At 65.2% G+C, this 20,113-nt stretch carries 18 protein-coding genes; 14 read left to right on the top strand and 4 right to left on the bottom strand.

The genetic code is table 11. From position 1 onward, the window contains the following. Positions 1-30: 30 nt before the first annotated feature. Positions 31-975: a tyrosine-type recombinase/integrase gene (locus D4765_RS06645; protein ID WP_338054628.1), complete on the top strand. Its 945-nt coding sequence runs from the start codon at positions 31-33 to the stop codon at positions 973-975. A gap of 95 nt (positions 976-1,070) precedes the next feature. On the opposite strand, the gene D4765_RS06650 is transcribed toward D4765_RS06645, so the two are convergent. Then, positions 1,071-1,670, bottom strand: coding sequence for a murein hydrolase activator EnvC family protein (locus D4765_RS06650; protein WP_237280294.1), 600 nt, complete (start codon positions 1,668-1,670; stop codon positions 1,071-1,073). 183 nt (positions 1,671-1,853) lie between these two features. On the opposite strand from D4765_RS06650, the gene D4765_RS06655 reads away from it, so the two are divergent. From D4765_RS06655 to D4765_RS06700, 10 genes are all read left to right on the top strand, one after another. Further along, the gene (locus D4765_RS06655) at positions 1,854-3,365 is read left to right on the top strand and encodes a sugar porter family MFS transporter (protein ID WP_136641508.1); all 1,512 of its coding nucleotides are present in this window, start codon (positions 1,854-1,856) and stop codon (positions 3,363-3,365) included. Positions 3,366-3,595: 230 nt separating this feature from the next. Continuing rightward, positions 3,596-4,612 (top strand): 30S ribosomal protein S2, encoded by a 1,017-nt coding sequence (gene rpsB, locus D4765_RS06660; protein ID WP_136641509.1) that lies wholly within the window; start codon positions 3,596-3,598, stop codon positions 4,610-4,612. 136 nt (positions 4,613-4,748) lie between these two features. Then, the gene (tsf, locus tag D4765_RS06665) at positions 4,749-5,576 is read left to right on the top strand and encodes a translation elongation factor Ts (RefSeq protein WP_136641510.1); all 828 of its coding nucleotides are present in this window, start codon (positions 4,749-4,751) and stop codon (positions 5,574-5,576) included. A 98-nt stretch (positions 5,577-5,674) separates the two neighbouring features. Further along, positions 5,675-6,400, top strand: a complete 726-nt coding sequence (gene pyrH / locus D4765_RS06670; protein ID WP_136641511.1) for a UMP kinase — start codon at positions 5,675-5,677, stop codon at positions 6,398-6,400. Between the two features lie 45 nt (positions 6,401-6,445). Continuing rightward, entirely contained in the window at positions 6,446-7,000 is a 555-nt protein-coding gene (gene frr / locus D4765_RS06675) for a ribosome recycling factor (RefSeq protein ID WP_136641512.1), read from the top strand. A 12-nt stretch (positions 7,001-7,012) separates the two neighbouring features. Continuing rightward, on the top strand, positions 7,013-7,969 hold the full coding sequence (locus tag D4765_RS06680; protein WP_237280295.1) for a phosphatidate cytidylyltransferase: 957 nt from the start codon (positions 7,013-7,015) through the stop codon (positions 7,967-7,969). Positions 7,970-7,978: 9 nt separating this feature from the next. Further along, the gene (locus D4765_RS06685; protein ID WP_136641513.1) at positions 7,979-8,605 is read left to right on the top strand and encodes a DivIVA domain-containing protein; all 627 of its coding nucleotides are present in this window, start codon (positions 7,979-7,981) and stop codon (positions 8,603-8,605) included. Between the two features lie 51 nt (positions 8,606-8,656). Beyond that, on the top strand, positions 8,657-9,268 hold the full coding sequence (locus tag D4765_RS06690; protein ID WP_136641514.1) for an aggregation-promoting factor C-terminal-like domain-containing protein: 612 nt from the start codon (positions 8,657-8,659) through the stop codon (positions 9,266-9,268). Between the two features lie 55 nt (positions 9,269-9,323). Next, positions 9,324-9,641 (top strand): hypothetical protein, encoded by a 318-nt coding sequence (locus D4765_RS06695; protein ID WP_136641515.1) that lies wholly within the window; start codon positions 9,324-9,326, stop codon positions 9,639-9,641. A 1-nt stretch (position 9,642) separates the two neighbouring features. Further along, the gene (locus D4765_RS06700; protein WP_136641516.1) at positions 9,643-10,368 is read left to right on the top strand and encodes an alpha/beta hydrolase; all 726 of its coding nucleotides are present in this window, start codon (positions 9,643-9,645) and stop codon (positions 10,366-10,368) included. Here D4765_RS06700 and D4765_RS06705 read toward each other — a convergent pair. Next, positions 10,365-11,420 carry an AI-2E family transporter gene (locus D4765_RS06705; protein ID WP_136641517.1) on the bottom strand — a complete coding sequence of 352 codons (1,056 nt, stop codon included), beginning with the start codon at positions 11,418-11,420 and terminating at the stop codon, positions 10,365-10,367. The two genes, D4765_RS06700 and D4765_RS06705, sit on opposite strands and share 4 nt — an antisense overlap. Positions 11,421-11,542: 122 nt before the next feature. Between D4765_RS06705 and D4765_RS06710 the strand changes: the two genes are divergently transcribed. The 3 genes from D4765_RS06710 to D4765_RS06720 all read left to right on the top strand — a co-directional run bounded on the left by D4765_RS06710 (position 11,543) and on the right by D4765_RS06720 (position 15,605). After that, the gene (locus tag D4765_RS06710; protein WP_136641518.1) at positions 11,543-13,387 is read left to right on the top strand and encodes a hypothetical protein; all 1,845 of its coding nucleotides are present in this window, start codon (positions 11,543-11,545) and stop codon (positions 13,385-13,387) included. Then, entirely contained in the window at positions 13,384-14,391 is a 1,008-nt protein-coding gene (locus D4765_RS06715) for a tetratricopeptide repeat protein (protein WP_136641519.1), read from the top strand. The genes D4765_RS06710 and D4765_RS06715 overlap by 4 nt, the downstream gene beginning before the upstream one ends. 86 nt (positions 14,392-14,477) lie before the next feature. Beyond that, positions 14,478-15,605, top strand: a complete 1,128-nt coding sequence (locus D4765_RS06720; protein ID WP_136641520.1) for an AI-2E family transporter — start codon at positions 14,478-14,480, stop codon at positions 15,603-15,605. A gap of 76 nt (positions 15,606-15,681) precedes the next feature. Here the strand turns inward: D4765_RS06720 and glgB are convergent, their stop codons facing one another. Together glgB and D4765_RS06730 are read right to left on the bottom strand one after the other, a co-directional pair. Further along, on the bottom strand, positions 15,682-17,901 hold the full coding sequence (glgB, locus tag D4765_RS06725) for a 1,4-alpha-glucan branching protein GlgB (RefSeq protein ID WP_136641521.1): 2,220 nt from the start codon (positions 17,899-17,901) through the stop codon (positions 15,682-15,684). Beyond that, on the bottom strand, positions 17,901-20,045 hold the full coding sequence (locus D4765_RS06730; protein WP_416352027.1) for an alpha-1,4-glucan--maltose-1-phosphate maltosyltransferase: 2,145 nt from the start codon (positions 20,043-20,045) through the stop codon (positions 17,901-17,903). Before D4765_RS06730 ends, glgB begins: the two co-directional genes overlap by 1 nt. Positions 20,046-20,113 lie beyond the last annotated feature (68 nt).

A 20,113-nucleotide genomic window follows, 5' to 3' on the forward strand; every position in this document is an offset into this window, starting at 1 on the left:
GAAACGGATGCTGAGCGGCATGCTTGACGGGTGAACCTCGAACGCGTGATGAGCGACTACTTGTCGCACCTCGAGTTCGAGCGTGCCTACTCGGCCAACACCATCCGTTCGTACCGGTCTGACCTGGCCAATCTGCGAGCCTTCGCCGAGCAGCGTGCAGCAGCCGAGGCGCGCTCGGAAGCCAAACCGCAACCGGAACCCGAGATCACGCTCGAACTGTTGCGTGACTGGCTATGGGCGGCGTCGAACCAGGGGCTCTCGAAAGCGACCTTGGCCAGGCGCTCTGCAACGGTCAAAAGTTTCTCTGCGTGGCTGTCGCGAACCCATCAGCAGGCGATCGACCCGGCTGCACGCCTGCGTGCGCCCCGACCAGACCGTTCGCTGCCCCGTGTGCTGAGCCGTGCATCGATGCAGTCGATCTTCGACCGGCTCGAAGATCGTGCGTCAGAGGGCGAAGAACTCGCCCAGCGTGACCTGGTCATCGTCGAGCTGCTCTATGCGTCGGCGCTGCGCGTCTCCGAACTCGTGGGAATCGATGTCGACGATCTCGATCTCGACCGACGCACGGTACTCGTGACAGGAAAGGGTTCGAAGCAGCGGGTCGTTCCGTTCGGGGGGCCGGCGGGGGAGGCGCTCGTGCAGTACCTGCACCGCGGTCGCCCGGCCCTTCTCGAGCGATCCGCCGTTCCGGCTGCGAAGGGGGCGCTGTTGCTGAACCAGCGCGGTGCCCGGCTCGGCACTCGTGCGGTCTACACCCTTGTGTCGGGGTTGCTGCGTGAGCTTCCGGGGTCTGGCCCGGAAGGCCCGCACGCGTTCCGCCACACGGCAGCGACGCACCTGCTCGACGGCGGAGCAGACTTGCGTGCGGTACAGGAGATGCTCGGCCACGCGAGCCTCGGCACAACGCAGATCTACACCCACGTGACGACGGAACGCCTGCGGCAGAGCTACCTCGCGGCCCACCCGCGCGCCTGACCCGCGCGCCCAAGCCCCGCGCCTGACCCACTGCGCTCAAGCCCCGCGCGCCTACCATTCGTACCCGACCCCCAGGGCCCGTCGCGGCCCGGCCGTCACCCACCGCCGATCGGCAGCAGTACTGCCCGCGGAACCGACGCGAGAACGAGCATCGGCGACACGTACTGCCCGTCGAGTCGCACGCCGTAGTGGATGCAGCTCACGGCGCAGTGCGACCAGACCGCGACCGATCCGATGGGCTGGCCGGCGACGACGGTCTGCCCCAGCGAGACGACGGCGGTGACCGGCTCGAGGCTGGAGACGAACCCGTTGCCGTGGTCGATCGAGACGACGGGCCGGTCGACCACGACCGCCGCATACGTGACGACTCCGGCCGCGGGTGCGACGACCTGTTCGTCGGGATCGGCTGCGATGTCGATTCCGCGGTGCCCTGCCGCAAATGCCGTCGGCGGCGCGGCGAACGCGCGCAGCAGCACGTGCGGCTCTGCCACCGGCCATTCTGCCCGGAAGGCAGACGCGGCTTCGCCCGGAGGGCCGATCGCGCTCACCAGCCCCACGCCAACACCCCCATCACCCGAAACCCCCGCAACACCCCCGACCCCGGGCACCAGAACACCGCCAGCCCCGCCGAGCGACCCCGCCGCGCCCGCCACCAACATCACCACAACCAGCAACCCGAGCCCATGTATTTTCATGCGCCCACTCTCGCTGCGAACACGCAACCCCCACCGCCGAAAGTCATCAACTGTGAGAACCCGTGCCAAGATCGAGTATGTGAGGGAGACAACCTGCACACAGGTTCTCCTCGTGAATAGCGAAGATCGCGTGGCATCTCACGCGAACGACACACATATTACACGTCCTAAAAGGGGTACGACATGTCTGACACAGCTGGTACAACGAGGTCTGGCGAAACAGACCAATCCCTGCAGCGCAAGCTGAACCGCAAGGTCATCGCGCTCTCGATCTCAGCGGCACTCGGCGGCTTTCTGTTCGGCTTCGACTCCTCGGTCATCAACGGTGCCGTCGATGCCATCAAGAGTGACTTCGGCCTCGACCAACTGCCGTTCCTCGCCGGGTTCGCCGTTGCCTCGGCCCTGCTCGGCTGCGCCATCGGCGCCTACTTCGCCGGCCGCATCGCCGACCGCCTCGGCCGCATCCCCGTGATGCTCATCGGTGCCGCGCTCTTCTTGATCAGCTCCATCGGCTCGGCTTTCGCCTTCTCGGTCACCGACCTGATTCTCTGGCGGGTGCTCGGCGGTCTCGGGATCGGCATCGCCTCGGTCATCGCCCCCGCGTACATTGCCGAAATCGCGCCGAAGCGCGTGCGCGGCAGCCTCGGCTCGCTGCAGCAGTTGGCCATCACCCTCGGCATCTTCGCCGCCCTCCTGAGCGACGCCATTCTCGCCAACGCCGCAGGCGACGCCAACAGCCCGCTTTTCTTCGGTGCCGACGCCTGGCGATGGATGTTCGTGGTCTGCGCCGTTCCCGCCATTGTGTACGGCCTGCTGGCCTGGCGCCTGCCTGAGTCGCCTCGGTTTCTCGCCGGCAAGGGTCGTCACGACGATGCGCGAGCGGTGCTCGCCAGCGTGATGCCGAGGGCCGAAGTCGACGGAGCCCTCGACGAGATCGAGACCTCGCTTCGTGAAGACAAGGAGAACGCGCGAACCGCCAGCCTTCGCGGCAAGCTGTTCGGCCTGCTGCCGGTGGTGTGGGTGGGCATCCTGCTGTCGATGTTCCAGCAGTTGGTGGGCATCAATGTGATCTTCTACTACTCGACCTCTCTCTGGTCGAGCGTCGGTTTCGACACCGGCAACGCGGGCACCTCCCTCACGATCTCGGTGGTGACGGCCGTGGTGAACGTGCTGGTGACCTTCGTGGCCATCTTCACGGTCGACAAGGCCGGCCGACGCCCACTGCTGCTGATCGGCTCGATCGGCATGGTGGTGTCGTTGGGCGTCATGGCCATCTCGTTTGCGCAGTCGGTTCAGGTGAACGGCAACCCGTCGCTTCCCGGTGCGTGGGGCCCGATCGCGCTTGTCGCCGCCAACCTGTTCGTGATCTCATTCGGAGCCACGTGGGGCCCGCTCGTGTGGGTGCTGCTCGGTGAGATCTTCCCGAACCGCATCCGTGGCAAGGCGCTCGGCATCGCCGCCGCCGCGCAGTGGCTCACGAACTTCGCCGTCACCGAGACGTTCCCGGCGCTTTCGGCATTCTCGCTGCCCTTCACCTACGGCATGTACGCGTTCTTCGCCCTGCTGTCATTCGTCTTCGTGTTCTTTGCGGTTCCTGAGACGAAGGGTCGTTCTCTTGAGAGCATGGATGATCTGAAGGTCGATCGCGGAGGCCGAGCCGCCAAGGCCGCCGCCGCCCTCAAGGCCTCTGCGTAGAAGGCTGCACCGCAGCGCCCGAACGGTGGTATCCTTTTTGTAGCACCGCTCTCGTAGCGGTGACTACGCGTGCCCATCGGCCGCCAAACCCTTCGGTCTCGAGCGAGTCATTTCGCGCGGGCGGGTCTGTGCCGGGCACCAGGTGAGACGGTCATCCGGCCGTCACTGAGAAACCGATTTGGCTCCTGCCGTGCATCCGTGCCCGGGGGCCATAGAACAGGAGTACGGCCATGGCCGTCGTAACCATTCGCCAGCTGCTCGACAGCGGCGTGCACTTCGGGCACCAGACCCGCCGTTGGAACCCGAAGATGAAGCGCTTCATCTTCACCGAGCGTTCTGGCATCTACATCATCGACCTTCAGCAGTCGCTCGGCTTCATCGACAAGGCCTACGACTTCGTCAAAGAGACCGTCGCCCACGGCGGCACGATTCTCTTCGTCGGCACCAAGAAGCAGGCCCAGGAAGCAATCGCCGAGCAGGCGACCCGCGTCGGCCAGCCCTACGTCAACCAGCGTTGGCTCGGTGGCCTCCTCACCAACTTCCAGACGGTGTCGAAGCGTCTTGCCCGCATGAAAGAGCTCGAAGAGCTCGACTTCGAAGACACCGCCAAGAGCGGTTTCACGAAGAAAGAGCTGCTCATCAAGAAGCGCGAGCTCGACAAGCTGCACAAGAGCCTCGGCGGTATCCGCAACCTCACGAAGACCCCGTCGGCCCTCTGGGTCGTCGACACCAAGAAGGAGCACCTCGCCATTGACGAGGCGCGCAAGCTCGGTATCCCCGTCATCGGTATTCTCGACACCAACTGCGACCCCGACGAAGTTCAGTACCCGATTCCGGGCAACGACGACGCCATCCGCTCGGTGGGGCTGCTGACCCGCATCATTGCTGACGCTGCCGCTGAGGGCCTCATCCAGCGTCACCAGAAGCCCGAGGAGACCGGCAACGTGTCTGCCGTCGAGCCGCTCGCCGAGTGGGAGCGCGAGCTTCTCGAGGCGTCGACCGTCGAACTCGAGCAGACCGAGACCGCCGTTGCTGAGACGCTCGCTACCGAAGGTGCCGATGCAGCTGTCGTCGAGGCCGCCCAGGCCGACGCTGCTGTCATCGAGGCTGACGTAGCCGAGCTGGCCGAAGAGCCCAACACCGAGGAGAACGACGCAGACGCGCAACTCATCGGCAAGGCCATCGGTGAGCCCGTCGCCCACCCGGTCGCCGAGGCTCGCACCGTCGACCCCGAGCAGACCGTCTGACCTTATGGCGGCGATGCCTGAGAGGCATCGCCCGCGAATAAATCCTCGGCGGCAGTGATTCGCTGGGGTTTGAACATTGATCAGCTGTGCCCGGGGTGACTCGGGCACAGCCATTTAGCAAGGAGTGAGTAGCACTATGGCAAATTTCAACGTTGCCGACGTGAAGATTCTGCGCGACCGTCTCGGCGCCGGAATGGTAGACAGCAAGAACGCACTGGTCGAAGCCGATGGTGACATCGAGAAGGCGATCGAGATTCTGCGCCTCAAGGGTCAGAAGGGCGTCGCCAAGCGCGAAGGCCGTGCCACCAGCGAGGGCCTCGTCGCCGCGAAGGAGGAGGCTGGTACTGCCACCCTCATCGAGCTCGCGAGCGAGACCGACTTCGTTGCGAAGAACCAGAAGTTCATCGACCTGAGCGAGAAGGTTCTGGATGCTGCCGCTGCAGCCCAGGCCACCGACGCCGCCTCTGCGCTTGCCGCTCCGGCCGGCTCGCAGACCGTCGGTGAGGTCATCGCCGACGAGGCCGCCATTCTCGGCGAGAAGATCGAACTGCGCCGCGTGGCACAGGTGAAGGGCGAGAAGTTCGCCATCTACCTGCACCGCACCAGCAAAGACCTGCCCCCGCAGGTCGGCGTTGTGGTCGGCTACACGGGTGACGACGCCGAGACCGCTCGCAGCATTGCGCAGCACATCTCGTTCGCCAACCCCGAGTACCTGACCCGCGAAGATGTTCCTGCTGACGCCGTTGAGGCCGAGCGGAAGATCGTCACCGAGATTGCTGAGAACGAGGGCAAGCCCGCCGCGGCCCTGCCCAAGATCATCGAGGGTCGTCTCACCGGGTACTTCAAGCAGGTCGCCCTGCTCGACCAGGACTACGCGAAAGACAACAAGCTGTCGGTCGCCAAGGTGCTGGCCGAGGCCGGCCTGACCGTGACCGGGTTCGCCCGTTTCAAGGTCGGCGCCTGACCTCCTGTCACTGAAAGCCCCGACACCCGAAACGGTGTCGGGGCTTTTTGTTTACCGGTAGCCTGAACACCGGGAAGCGACGGAAGGACAACCATTCGATGTCAGAAGCGACCGGTAGACGACGAGTTCTGCTGAAACTTTCGGGTGAAGCCTTCGGGGCCGGCTCACTGGGTGTGAATCCCGATGTAGTCAGCGAGCTTGCGCGCGAGATCGCCGCAGCAGCGAAGACCGTCGAGATCGCCATTGTGGTTGGCGGCGGCAACTTCTTTCGCGGAGCGGAGCTCTCACAGCGCGGAATGGATAGAGGGCGTGCCGACTACATGGGCATGCTCGGCACCGTGATGAACGCCCTCGCACTGCAAGACTTTCTCGAGCAGGCCGGGGCGGCGACGCGGGTGCAGTCGGCCATCTCGATGACGCAGGTGGCTGAGCCGTACATCCCGCGCCGTGCCGAACGCCACCTCGAGAAGGGCCGCGTGGTCATCTTCGGTGCCGGGGCAGGTCTGCCCTACTTCTCGACCGACACGGTGGCTGCGCAGCGTGCCCTCGAGATCGGCGCAGACGTGGTTCTCGTGGCGAAGAACGGTGTAGACGGCGTCTACGACTCCGACCCGCGCACGAACCCGAACGCGAAGAAGATCGACAGGCTGACCTACATCGACGCGCTGCAGCGGGAACTGAAGGTGGTCGACTCGACCGCGTTCAGCCTCTGCATGGACAACCGCATGCCGATGATGGTGTTCGGTATGGAGCCGCAGGGCAATGTGACCCGCGCGATTCTGGGCGAGCAGATCGGCACGCTGGTTCACACCTCGCACGAGTGATCAGGCTTTCGAACTAAACTGTTGCCGATATAAGGAGTTGTCACTGTGATTGCCGATGTACTGACCGATGCCGCTGAGCGAATGAAGAAGGCGCTCGAAGCAACGAAAGAAGATTTCTCGACGGTGCGAACCGGCCGGGCGAACCCGGCCCTGTTCCAGAAGGTTCTGGTCAACTACTACGGGTCACCGACGCCGCTCTCACAGCTTGCCTCGTTGCAGAACCCCGAGGCACGCACCATCATCGTCACCCCGTACGACAAGGGTGCCCTGCGCGACATCGAGCAGGCCCTGCGTGACATGCCGAACCTCGGTGCGAACCCCACAAACGATGGCAACATCATTCGGGTCACCCTGCCCGACCTCACCGAAGAACGTCGTCGGGAGTTCGTGAAGGTGGTCAAGGTCAAGGCCGAAGATGGCAAGATCTCGGTGCGCAACATCAGGCGCAAGGCCAAAGACGATCTCGATGCCCTGAAGAGCGAGGTCGGAGACGATGAGGTTGCCCGCGCGGAGAAAGAACTCGAAGCATCGACGAAGTCAGTGGTCGATGCAATCGACGACGCCTTGAAGCGCAAAGAGACCGAGTTGCTGGAAATCTAGGTCTCAGAAACTGTGACTATCGATTCGGGTGCGGGCGGCCCTGCGAAACCGAAACGCTCTTCGCAGGGAATCACGCGCGCCGAACTCGAAGAGCGTGTTCGCGCGAGGCGCGAACAGTTCGAAGAGGCCAACGAGAAGATCACGGCGCGCACCGGCCGCAATCTGGTCAGTGCGATCGCGATCGGCCTCGGCCTTGGTCTGATCATGCTCTTCAGCCTGATCTTTCTCAAAGTTCTCTTCTTCATCTTCGTGGGCATTCTGGTGTGCATCACCTCGGCAGAGCTCGTCGGTGCGCTGAAAAGGTCGGGCCGGCACGTACCGCTGATTCCCACCGTTGTCTCTGGTGCTGCGGTCGCGGTCGCCGCGTTCTACTTCGGCGAGGCGGGCCAGTGGCTGACGCTGCTGGGTGGCGCGCTGTTCGTGTGCGTCTGGCGGCTCGCTCAGCTGGTGAGCCCGTCGCATCGCGGTGGTGTGGTCGCCGTATTGAGAGACCTCTCATCGGGCATCTTCGTGCAGGTGTACGTCGTGTTCCTTGGGAGCATCGCCATACTTCTGGCCGCAAAACCGAGTGGTCAGTTCTGGGTGCTCGCGTTCATGCTTGTGGTCATCTGCGTCGACACGGGTGCGTACGTGACGGGGCTGAACTTCGGCAAACATCCGATGGCACCCCGCATCAGTCCGAAGAAGACGTGGGAGGGCTTCGCCGGGGCCGCGGGGCTGGCTCTCATAGCGGGGGTCGTGCTCGGGGTCTTCATGCTAGACCGGCCCTGGTGGTTCGGGCTCATTCTGGGTGCCGTCATCACGGCCACCGCCACATTCGGCGACCTCGCCGAATCGCTGCTGAAACGCGACATGGGCATCAAAGACATGAGCACCTGGCTCCCCGGGCACGGCGGTTTTCTCGACCGACTCGACTCGATGCTGCCTTCTGCCGCCGCCGCATATGTTCTGTTCATCGTCTTCCGTTAGCGTGGTCTCGTGAGTCAAACCTTTCCGCATGCCCGTCGCCCACAGCTCGGCTACAACGTCTACGAGGTGGAGAAGTTCCTGGCGGATGCCCGCGCTGCATACGAGGCCAAGGGCATGTTCACCGAGCCGGGCGACACGGGCGACATCGGTGCGGGCGCGAATGCAGGTGCAGCAGGTGCAGGTGCAGCGGGTGCTGCCGGCGTCATCGACTCGCAGACCATCCGTCAGGCATCCTTCGGCCTGCAGAAGAGCGGGTATTCGACGGTGCACGTCGATGCCGCACTCGAGCGACTCGAAGAGGCATTCTCGGCGCGTGAGCGCGCCCGTGCCCAGCGTGCTGTTGGCGAAGAACAGTGGTACGCGCAGAGCCGCGAGCGTGCGCGAGAACTTCTCGCCCGCCTCGAACGGCCGAAGGGCAGGCGGTTCACGCGTGCCGGGCTGCTGAGCGGTGGCTACAACCGCAGTGACGTCGACACCTTCTGCGATGCGATCGTCGCGTACTTTCGGTCGGGTGCTGCTGTGACGGTGGGAGACGTGCGCTCCGCTGTCTTCCGGCCGAAGCTCGGTGGGTACAGCGAGGGTCAGGTCGATGCCGTTCTCGACGCCGTCGTCGACGTGATGTTGTCGGTGCGCTGAGCCCACTGCTACAGTCGACTCATCGTGGGTAGACATCAGATCGAACGTCGGGTGCCGAGACCTCGTCAGCACCGCGCGCCGCTCGATAAAAGCCGCCTCGCGCTTCAGGGGTTCGGATTTCTGGCCGCTGTCGCCTTCGTGGCGATCACCGCGGTCGACCCGTACACGGGTGCCACGGCGTCGGCCTACTTCACTGTCACGATCAAAGACACGTCGAATCTCCCGACTCAGGCTCTCTCGTCGGGCCGATACGAGAACGCCGTCAGCCGAGATGGCTACTCGACCAAGGCAGCGCCCCCGCCCCCGGTCGTGGTCGCCGTGAAGACCGCCTCGTCGGCGCCGTCAGCTGCTACGCCCGACCCCGGCTCAGCCAAAGCGATCGCCCACGACATGATCGTGGCCAAGGGCTGGGGCGAAGACGAGTACTCGTGCCTCGTCTCCCTGTTCAACCGCGAATCGGGCTGGAATGTGTCGGCATACAATGCCGGCAGCGGCGCCTACGGTATTCCACAGGCTCTGCCGGGCGGCAAGATGGCCTCGGTCGGTGCCGACTGGCAGACCAGCGCCGCCACGCAGATCACCTGGGGTCTCGGCTACATCACCAGCCGCTACGGCACCCCCTGCGGCGCCTGGGGCCACTCCGAAGACCAGGGCTGGTATTAGAGCCGCTGCCGCCTTCGTCTGATGTCGCCCGTTCGCTGATCGTAGACTGGAGGGTATGCCTCGCAGCAATCGCCCCCGCCGACCCGTTCGCGGCCAGGGGCAGGGGCAGAGCGACGCCGACGAGAGCGAGAGCTTCGAACGCGCGATGACAGGCTGGCGCACGGTGGAGCACCGTCGGGGCGGCGACTGGAACGTTCAGCCCATCTCAGCGCTGCAGGCCACCAAAGAATACGTCTGCCCCGGATGCTCGAAGACCATCGTGCCGGGTACTGCCCACCTCGTGACGTGGCGGGCTGACGGTGTCATGGGTGACGCCAGCGACCTGGCGGCCCGGCGGCACTGGCACACTCACTGCTGGAAGATCGGTTTCTGACATGACCCCCGCCATCGAGATTCGAAGCTCGACATTACTTCCTGCCCTGCGGGAAGACATCGAGTTGCACACCTCCGACGGTCTGACGCTGGTCGGCGAGCTGGCCCTGCCCGAGTCGGGCGCCCCGGTGGCGACACTCGTCATGTTGCACCCCCTGCCGACCGCTGGCGGGTTCATGGACTCGCATATCCTTCGAAAGGCCTCCGCCCGGCTGCCGGCCCTCGCCGACCTGGCCGTGCTGCGCTTCAACACCCGCGGCACCTCGTCACCGCGCGGCACGAGTGACGGCAGCTTCGATGGGGCCGTGGATGAACGGTTCGACGTCGCCGCTGCAATGGCCTTCGTCGCCGAACGCCAGCTGCCGCACCCGTGGCTGGTGGGCTGGTCGTTCGGTACAGAGCTTGCCCTGAAATACGGGCTCGACCACCCCATCGATGGAGCGATTCTGCTCTCACCGCCGCTTCACCGCACCACGGAGGCTGAGCTTGCGCGGTGGGCCGACGCCGGGGTGCCGCTGGTGGCGCTCATTCCTGAGTTCGACGACTTTCTGCGGCCGGCGGAGGCGGTCGACCGCTTCGCCGTAGTACCCGAGGCCGAGCTGGTGGTGGTCGAGGGTGGCAAACATCTCTGGGTGGGCGAGACGCAGACCAAGAGGGTTCTGAACGAGATCGTCGCCCGCGTGAACCCGGCTGCATGGCCGTTGCCCGAGACCGTCGAGGGACCTTAGCGCTCGTTCTGCGCCGGAATGACGACCTGCTTGACGATCAGCATGATCGACGCGGCGATGGGGATGGCAACGAGTGCTCCGAGCACTCCGAGCAGTGAGCCGCCCGCCAGCGCTGCGATGACGACAACCGCCCCCGGCACTGACACCGCGCGTCGCATGATGTTCGGGCTGAGAAGGTATGCCTCAACCTGCATGTAGACGAGATAGTAGATGCCCGCCGCCAGCGCGGTCGCCGGTGAGCCCACCCCGGGAATCAGGCAGATCAGCACAATGATGACCGACCCGGAGATGGTTCCGACGAGCGGAATGAGCGACAGGATGCCGGCGATGAAGGCGAGCACGGCCGCGTAGGGTGCCTGGATGATCGACAGGTAGATGAAACTCAGCACTCCGTTGCACGCGGCCAGCGTGACCTGGCCGATCACATAGCGCCCCACCGCATCGGTGACCTGCTCGCCGAGGTCGGCGAACCGCTCCCGGCTCGACGCAGGAACAAGCAGGTACACCGTGCGTTTCATCGCTGACAGATTCGCGGTGAAGAACAGGGTGAGGATGAATACGATCACCACGCCGAACACGCCGTTTGCGATGCCGACGCCGATGGCGAGCGCACCACCGGCAATGGTGGTGATGTTGCCGGGGTCTTGCAGATACTTGGTCACGGCATCGACGACGGCCTGAACGTCGACGTAGCCGCCGAGCCTCGTGGTGAGGTCGGAGGCCCAGCTCGACGACTGCAGCTGTGCGAGCAGCGGGGGAATCTGGCCGAAGAGCTGCGTCAGCTGGTCGACGATGATGGGCAGCACGGCGAAGACAAGACCGGTGATGATGCCGGCAACTCCGACGATGACGATGAGAATGGCCAGGCTCCGCGGGAACCGCTTACGTTCGAGCCACGACACCAGCGGGTCGAGGCCGAGGGCGAGAAAGACGGCGATACCGACGTAGGTGAGAACCGTGGCGAGGTTGCTGATGGCGAACAGAATGAGAATACCGAGGCCCACACCCAGCGTGCCCACGAGCCCCAGGGTGAATGCGTTCCTGATCTTCACTGCCACTCCCTTGCAGGCCCCCAGACCTGTCGGGGAGTAGCCTAATTGTAGGGGCCAGCGAAGTCTGGGAGCCTTCACAAGCGCGATGGGCTATCTTTTAATGTCTTGTCTGGAGTTCTCACGTGCGATTTATTCTTGCCATCTTCGCCTTCGTCATAGCGACGGCGCTCATCGGTATCGGCATCGCTGAGCGTACGGTGCTTCTGCCCCCTTCGTCGCTCAGCGTTCAGACGACCCAGTCGTCGCCTCTGCCGTACCTCTTCATCGACAGCGATGTGCTGCAGTCCCACTCGGGCGCGCAGACCATTTCGCTCTCCGGCAGCAAAACGGTCTTCGCCGCCTACGGCCGCACGGCCGATGTGAAGGCGTGGCTGAACGGGTCGGCCTACGACACCGTCGCGGTCGACTCGACCACGAAGTCGCTCTCATCGAGCGTTGTCGCCGCCGCCACCACGGGGGCCGCAAACGTCGCGAGCGGGTCGGCCAACCCCGCCGGCTCCGACCTGTGGCTCGAAGAGTACACAAGTGACAGCTCACTCAATCGCACGTTCAGCCTGCCGGCCGGGTACTCGATGATCGTCGCCGACGATGGCACAGCCGAGGCGCCGTCATCGATCCGCATTTCGTGGCCGCTCGACAACAGCACGCCGTTCGCAGTGCCACTGCTGCTCGCCGGGGCGTTCTTCGTGCTCGTCGGGCTGGTGCTGCTGCTGTTGGGGCTCGCCCACATGAAGAAGTCGAGGGGCCCGAGGCGTAAGCCCCCGGCGCTTCCCCGTGGCAAGCGGTTCTCGTCGTCGCGGCACAACGCCATCGAATCGGGCGTGAAACGCGGCCGTCGGTCGATCTCCCGGTCGATCGCCATCGCAGTGCCGACCGTGCTTCTCGGTTCGCTGGCGCTTGCCGGATGCTCGATCCAGTCACTGCCGTCAGCGATCGCTGACACGGCCACGCCTACTCCCGGTTCAACTGCGGCTGTCTCCTCGACCCCGGCGGCCACGGCGACCCCGACGCCAACCGGCACCGCCACCATTACGCCCACGCCGGTGCCCACCCCCGACTCCGGCCCGCCGCCCGCTGTCTCCGAGGAGCAGCTCAACACAATTCTCACGAAGATCTCGCAGACCGCCACCGCGTCCGATGCGGCCGCGGACGCGGGTGCCCTCGCCGCGAGGTTCACCGGGCCCGCGCTCGATCTCCGCACCGAGACGTACAAGATTCGTGCCACTGATGCGAGCTACCCCGCCCCGCAGGCCGTGCCCACCGGGCCGTCGTCTGTCGTGCTGCCGCAGGCAACCGACACGTGGCCGCGAACGGTCTTCACCATTGTGGAGAACAAGGCTGACACCACTGTTGCCCCGCTGTCGTTGATGCTCATCCAAGAGACTCCGCGAAGCGCCTACAAGGTCTACTACGCCATCGCGCTCGAGCCCGACACCACCCTGCCGCCCGTCGCTCCGGCCTCGGTCGGCACGTCGCGCCTCGGCACCGACTCGAAGCTCCTCTCCATCACGCCGGCACAGGCGGCCAGCGGCTACGCCGACCTCCTGGCGGTGGGTTCGGCAAGCCCCACGTTCGCCGAGTTCGATGCGACCGGCGATACGCTCCGCACCAGCGTGGGGGTCGACTACAAGAATGCGAAGAAGGCGGGGCTCGCCAACACGGCGAGTATCGACTTCGCAAAGGTTGCGGGCCTCGGCCAGAGCATCGCTCTCGCCACAAACCAGTCGGGCGCCATCGTGGCCCTGAACATCCGGGAATCCGAAGTGGTGAAGGTCGTCGAGGCCGGTGCCACGGTGACCACGCAGGGCGCTGTCACGGCGGCGTCGGGCGTGACGTCGACCACCAAGGGCACCGAAGCGATCTACGATTACCAGTTGTTGTTCTACATTCCGCCGTCGGGCGACACCTCGAAGGTGAAACTTCTGGGATTCGCCCAAGGACTGCTGTCAGCCAAGGAGTTGCCGTGAGCCAGATTCCCCCCTCTGCCGCAAGCCTGAGGGGTGCCGTCGACCTCTCGTCGCTCGTGAACCGCCCGGCTCCCGGTGCCCAGGCAGCCGGGGCCGCGGCATCCGGCGTCGCCAGCGGCCCCGCCGGTGAGCCCGGCGCTGGCGTCAGCGTGCCGAGCCTGCTGCTCGACGGCACCGACGCCACCTTCTCGCAGATTCTCGAGCTGTCGAACGCGGTGCCGGTCGTCGTCGAACTGTGGGCTTCGTGGTCTGACGGGTCGCGTATCCTCGCGCCGCTGATGCAGAAACTCATCCTCGAATACGGCGGCCAGTTCATGCTCGTTCGGGTCGAAACCGATACGAACCCGCAGCTCGCTGCGGCGTTTCAGGCCCAGACGGTTCCGACCGTCGCTGCCATCATCGGTGGGCGGCCGGTGTCACTATTCGAAGGCGCGCAGCCCGAGCAGAGCATTCGGGAGGTTCTCGAACAGGTCGCCCAGCTCGGCGTGCAGAACGGCGTGACCGGCGTGGCTGTACCGGCCGATGGGCGCGGGCTGCCGGGTGCTGGCCCTGATGGTGACGGCGAGGCCGCAGAGCCCGTCGAGGAGCCGCTGCCGCCCCACCACGCCGAAGCCTTCGACGCGATCTCCCGTGGCGACTACAAGGGCGCCATCGCCGAGTACGAGAAGGCCATCGCGCAGAGCCCCCGCGACGCCCTCGCCATGGCGGGTCTTGCCCAAGTCAAGCTGCTCGACCGTCTCGACGGCCAGTCGCTCGATGAGATCCGTAGTGCCGGCGCCGCCAACCCCACCGATATGGATGCCCAGCTGCTGGTCGCCGATCTCGATGTCTCTGGTGGGCACGTCGACGACGCGTTCGATCGTATTCTCACGCTCTTCGCGAAAGCCGACCAGGCAACGAAAGACGTGCTGCGGGCCCGGCTGCTCGAACTGTTCGAGGTGGTCGGTACCGACGACGCACGGGTCACCGCAGCGCGCCGCAGGCTGACCATGCTTCTGTACTGAGGCCCGGTCTAGACCCACCGGCGGCGCTTGTCAATCGTCGGCACGGATGTGCGTGCGATACACAGCCGGGGCAATAGGGTCATCTCATGAGCATTCTGAAGAAACGTGCTGAGGTGCCTTCGCCGGCGAAGGTGTCACCCGAGGTGCAGGTCGTGTCGCAGGGGTCTGAGGCGTTCGCGCAGGTGAATGCCTTCAAGATCGGCCTGCTCGGCGCACTCGGCGTACTGGTTGCGCTGGTCATCGGCGGCCTGATCACGCAGCTCGGCACGGTGCTCATCTATGTGGGCGTGGCGCTCTTCATCGCGCTCGGCCTCGACCCGCTCGTGTCACGGCTCTCCCGGCGCATGCCCCGGCCGCTCGCCATCGGCATCGTGTTCGGCATCGTGGTGGTGATTCTCGCAGCGTTGCTGCTGACGATCATCCCCATCATCGTGTCGCAGACGACGAACCTCGTGAACAACTTTCCGTCGTACATCACCACCCTGCAGGGTGAGCAGTGGGTCAAAGACCTCGAACAGCAGCTCAGCGGCGTGGTGAGTGTCGACGACGTCATCAAGAACGTGCAGAGCTTTCTGAGCCCCGACAAGATCCTCTCGGTGGGCGGCGGCCTGCTCGCAGTGGGTGCTGGGGTCGCGAGCGGGGTCACAGGGTCGGTCATCGTGCTGATTCTGACGCTGTACTTTCTGGCCTCGATCCGCTCGATGAAGCGCGTGGTGTACCGGTTCGTTCCGGCCACGAAGCGCAGCGGCTTCGCCGAGATCACCGAACAGATCACCCAGGCGGTGGGGCGGTATGTAGTAGGCCAGATTGCGCTCGCGTTGGTCAACGGCATCCTGAGCTTCGTCTTCTTGACCGTCATCGGGGCACCGCTGCCCGTGCTGCTGGCGTTCATCGCATTTCTGCTGTCGCTCGTGCCGCTGGTGGGAACCGTCACCGGTTCGGTGATCATCGTACTGATCAGCCTGTTCGCCTCTCCGGCCACGGCCATTGCCGCCGCGATCTACTACCTCGTCTACATGCAGGTTGAGGCATACGTGCTCAGCCCGCGCATCATGAACCGCGCGGTCTCTGTGCCGGGTGCTGTCGTGGTGATCGGCGCCGTCGCCGGCGGAACCATCGGTGGCGTGCTGGGAGCGCTCGTCGCCATCCCCATCGCCGCCTCAGCCATCATCGTCATCGAGAAGGTCGTCTTCCCGAAGCAAGACGCCAAATAGCCTCACACCCGCATCGTGGAGTCGAAAAAGGCCCTAAAACCGAGGTTTCAGGGCCTTTTTCGACTCCACAACGGGGTCAGCGGGGGCGCGGCTTGAGGTAGAGGGCCGCGAGGGGCGGGAGGGTGAGCTCGACCGAGGCGGGGCGACCCGACCAGGGGATCGACTCGGCCGTCACGGCGCCGAAGTTGCCGACACCGGAACCGCCGAACTCTACGGCGTCGGTGTTGATGATCTCGTCCCAGATGCCGCCGAACGGCAGCGAGACACGGTAGGGGCCTACAGGCGCCCCACCGAAGTTCATCAGCACGGCGATGGGGTTGCCCTCGGCATCCCACCGCAGGAACGACACGAGGTTCTTCTCACTCGAACCGCCGTCGATGAACTCGAACCCGCCCGACTCGTTGTCGCGGAGCCAGAGCGCGGGGTTCTCGCGGTAGACCCGGTTCAGCGACGACACGAGGTGCAGCAGCGAACGGTGCACGGGCTGGTCGAGAATCCACCAGTCGAGCCCGCGCTCTTCGCTCCACTCCGACGGCTGGCCGAACTCCTGGCCCATGAACAGCAGCTGTTTGCCGGGGTGCGCCCACATGAAGCCGAGGTAGGCGCGCAGGTTGGCGAGCTTCTGCCAGTGGTCGCCCGGCATCTTCGACAACAGCGAGCCTTTGCCGTGCACGACCTCGTCGTGCGAGATGGGCAGCATGAAGTTCTCGCTGAACGCGTAGACGAACGAAAAGGTGATTTCGCCGTGGTGATACGAACGGTACAGCGGGTCGGTCTCGATGTAGGCGAGGCTGTCGTGCATCCAGCCCATGTTCCACTTGATGCCGAAGCCGAGCCCGCCCTGCGAGGTGGGCTTGGTGACACCCGGCCAGCTTGTCGACTCTTCGGCGATCATCACGATGCCTGGGTAGCGCTTGTAGGCCGTAGCGTTGACCTCCTGCAGCAGGCTGATGGCTTCGAGGTTCTCGCGCCCGCCGTACTGGTTCGGCAGCCACTCGCCGTCTTTGCGTGAGTAGTCGAGGTAGAGCATCGAGGCCACGGCGTCGACTCGCAGGCCGTCGATGTGAAACTCCTCGAGCCAGTACAGGGCATTGGCAACGAGAAAGTTGCGCACCTTCGAGTCGCCGAAGTTGAAGACGAGAGTGCCCCAGTCGGGCTGCTCTCCGCGCCGGGGGTCTGGATGCTCGTACAGCGCCTGCCCGTCGAAGTTCGCCAGCGCGAACTCATCTTTCGGGAAGTGCCCCGGAACCCAGTCGAGCAGCACGCCGATGCCCGCCTGGTGCAGGCGGTCGATGAGGTACCGCAGGTCATCCGGGGTTCCGAAACGGGCCGTGGGGGCGTAGTAACCCGTGATCTGGTAGCCCCACGAGCCGCCGAACGGGTGCTCGGCGAGCGGCATGAACTCCACGTGCGTGAAGCCGAGCTCGTTCATGTAGCCGATGAGTTCGTCGGCGAGCGAGCGATAGTCGAGCCCGGGGCGCCACGAACCGAGGTGAACCTCGTAGACGCTCATGGGCGAGTTGTGCGGATCTTTCGCGGCGCGCTCGGTCATCCAGCCGCCGTCGGCCCACTCGTACGACGAGTCGGTGATCACCGAGCCGGTGAGCGGCGGCACCTCGGTGCGGCGGGCCATCGGGTCGGCCTTCTGAACCCAGCCGCCGTGCTGCGTGAGCAACTCGAACTTGTAGGTGCTGCCGGGCCCGAGATCGGGAACGAAGATCTCCCAGACCCCGGTGGCGCCGAGGCTGCGCATCGAGTGCCGCGTGCCCTCCCACCCGTTGAAGTCGCCGATGACACGAACGGCGCGGGCGTGCGGGGCCCAGACGCTGAAGGCAGTGCCGGAGGACGAGGCGTGGGCGCCGGAGTGCGTGCGATAGTGTGCCCCGAGCACATCCCACAGCTGCTCGTGTCGGCCTTCGCCGATGAGGTGCAGGTCGAGTTCGCCGAGAGTGGGGGAGAAGCGGTAGGGGTCGTCGGCGGTCCACACCGACCCGTCTTCGTACGTCGCGTCGATCACGTAGTCATCGAGCCCGGTGAGCGTGTAGCCCTGCCAGATGCCGGCGTACAGGTGCGTGAGCGAGGCCCGGGCCCCGTTCGAGAGCACCGCCGAGACCGCGCTGGCGAGCGGCCGGAGGGTGCGGATGACCGTGATCGGGTCGCCCTCGCCGGCCGGGTTCACGAGGTGCTGCCCGAGCACGGCGTGCGGGTCGAAGTACGAGCCGGTCGCGATCTGCTGCAGAACGTTCTCGGCCACGTCGGGCGCGCTGAGGGTGGTGAGGCCATCGATCTGTGACATCAGTGTGTGTCCGTTCCGTCGGAAGTGGGCGGCGTTTCGGGGTCGGTTGGCTGGGCATCCGGAGCCTCGTCGGGCTCGTAGTGCACCGAGAGGATGTGAACGGGCTCGCCGAAGGCGTTCAGGCGTACGTAGTTGTCGGCGCCCCAGAGCCAGGTCGCACCGGTGATCTCGTCGGTGACGCGGTAGGTTGCGCCGGGTTCGAGTCCGAACTTCGTGACGTCGAGGTGCACGGTGCTCTCGCGTACCGACCACGGGTCGACGTTGGCGACGATGATGAGCCCGTCGGCTCTACCGCTCGCCGTGAACTCGCCCGCGATGAACTTGCTGTAGACGAGAATCGCTTCGTCGTCGCTGGCGTGGATGTCGAGGTTACGCAATTGCGCGAGCGCCGGATGTGCGCGGCGGATCGTGTTCAGCCGCGTGAGGTACGGGGCAAGCGATGTTCCCGCTGCCTCGGCTGCGGTGAAGTCTCTCGGCCGGTACTCGTACTTCTCGTTGTCGAGGTTCTCTTCGGAGCCGGGCCGTGCGACGTTCTCGACCAGCTCGTAGCCCGAGTAGACACCCCACGTCGGCGAGCCCGTCGCGGCGATGGCGGCACGGATCTTGTACGCCGGCCGGCCGCCGAACTGCAGGTAGGCGTGCAGAATGTCGGGCGTGTTCACGAACAGGTTCGGCCGGAAGAACGCGGCCGTCTCATGCGCCAACCCGTCGAGAAACTCTTCGAGTTCTTCTTTCGAGTTGCGCCACGTGAAGTACGTGTACGACTGCGTGAAGCCCACCTTGGCGAGCGTCTGCATGAGGGCGGGGCGGGTGAACGCCTCGGCCAGCCAGATGACGTCGGGTGTCTCGGCGTTCACAGTGGCGATCAGCCACTCCCAGAAGTCGAGCGGCTTGGTGTGCGGGTTGTCGACGCGAAAGATGCGTACGCCGGCCGAGATCCAGAACCGGATGATTCGCAGCGCCTCGGCGCGGATGCCCTCGGGGTCGTTGTCGAAGTTGATCGGGTAGATGTCCTGGTACTTCTTCGGCGGGTTCTCGGCGTACGCGATCGAGCCGTCGGGCAGCGTCGTGAACCATTCCGGGTGCTCTTTCACCCACGGATGATCGGGCGATGCCTGCAGCGCGAAGTCGAGCGCCACCTCGAGGCCGGCTTTCTGCGCGGCCGTCACGAAGATCTTGAACTGCGCGAGAGTACCGAGGTCGGGGTGGATCGCGTCGTGGCCGCCTGCGGCCCCGCCGATGGCCCACGGCGAACCGGGGTCGCCCGCCTCGGTGGTGAGCGAATTGTTCGGGCCCTTGCGGAAGGCCTCACCGATGGGGTGGATCGGCGGCAGATACAAGACGTCGAAGCCCATCGCGGCCACCTCGGGCAGGCGGCGCGCGGCGGTACGGAACGTTCCGCTGGTGAACGTGCCATCGGCCTTCTCCACGGCCCCCACCGAGCGCGGGAAGAACTCATACCAGCTGCCGAACCCGGCGCGCTGGCGTTCGACCACGACGCTCTGCCACTCGCTGTACGTGTCGAGGCTGGCGATCGGGGTGTGCTCGACGGCCGCGTGCACTTCGGGCGCGGTGGCCGCAGCCAGGCGCTCGAGCGGGGCCACCTCGGTGTCGGCCATGAGCAGCGAGACGTCGTCGAACAACGAACGATCGGCTTCGGGGCGCAGCTGGTTGGCTGCGGCGGCGACGAAGAGCTCGCTGGCGATCTGGAACATGAGCTCGACGTCGATGCCGGCCGGCACCTTGATCGAGGCGTTGTGCTGCCAGGTCTCGTAGTCGTCGCTGAAGGCGTGGATGCGGAACTGCCACGTACCCTGGCTCGGAAGGTGCGCGAGGCGCTGGTATTTGTCAATGCCCACCCCGATCATCCGGAGACCGTAGCTCGACACCTCGCCCGACGGGCTCTTCAGTTCGACGCGTGCCCCCACGGCGTCGTGGCCCTCGCGAAAGATGGTGGCGCCGAACGGGACCACCTCGCCCGCGTACGCTTTGGCGGGCCATCGACCGCCTGAAACCTGCGGAAACACATCGACGATGGGGATGCGGCCGATGCGAGGCGTGAACGCCACCGCGGCCGCAACGGGCGTCTTCGCCGCCCGGATCGTTGTGCCTTTTACTGTTGTTTTCGCCACTGTCTTAGCCACTGTTCGACCGTACCAATAAAGCTCCCAGCCGACCGTCAAAAAGTTGGGCCTTGTGCGTTTAACGTCTT

This window comes from Subtercola vilae, assembly GCF_004923255.1.
GTDB lineage: Bacteria > Actinomycetota > Actinomycetes > Actinomycetales > Microbacteriaceae > Subtercola > Subtercola vilae.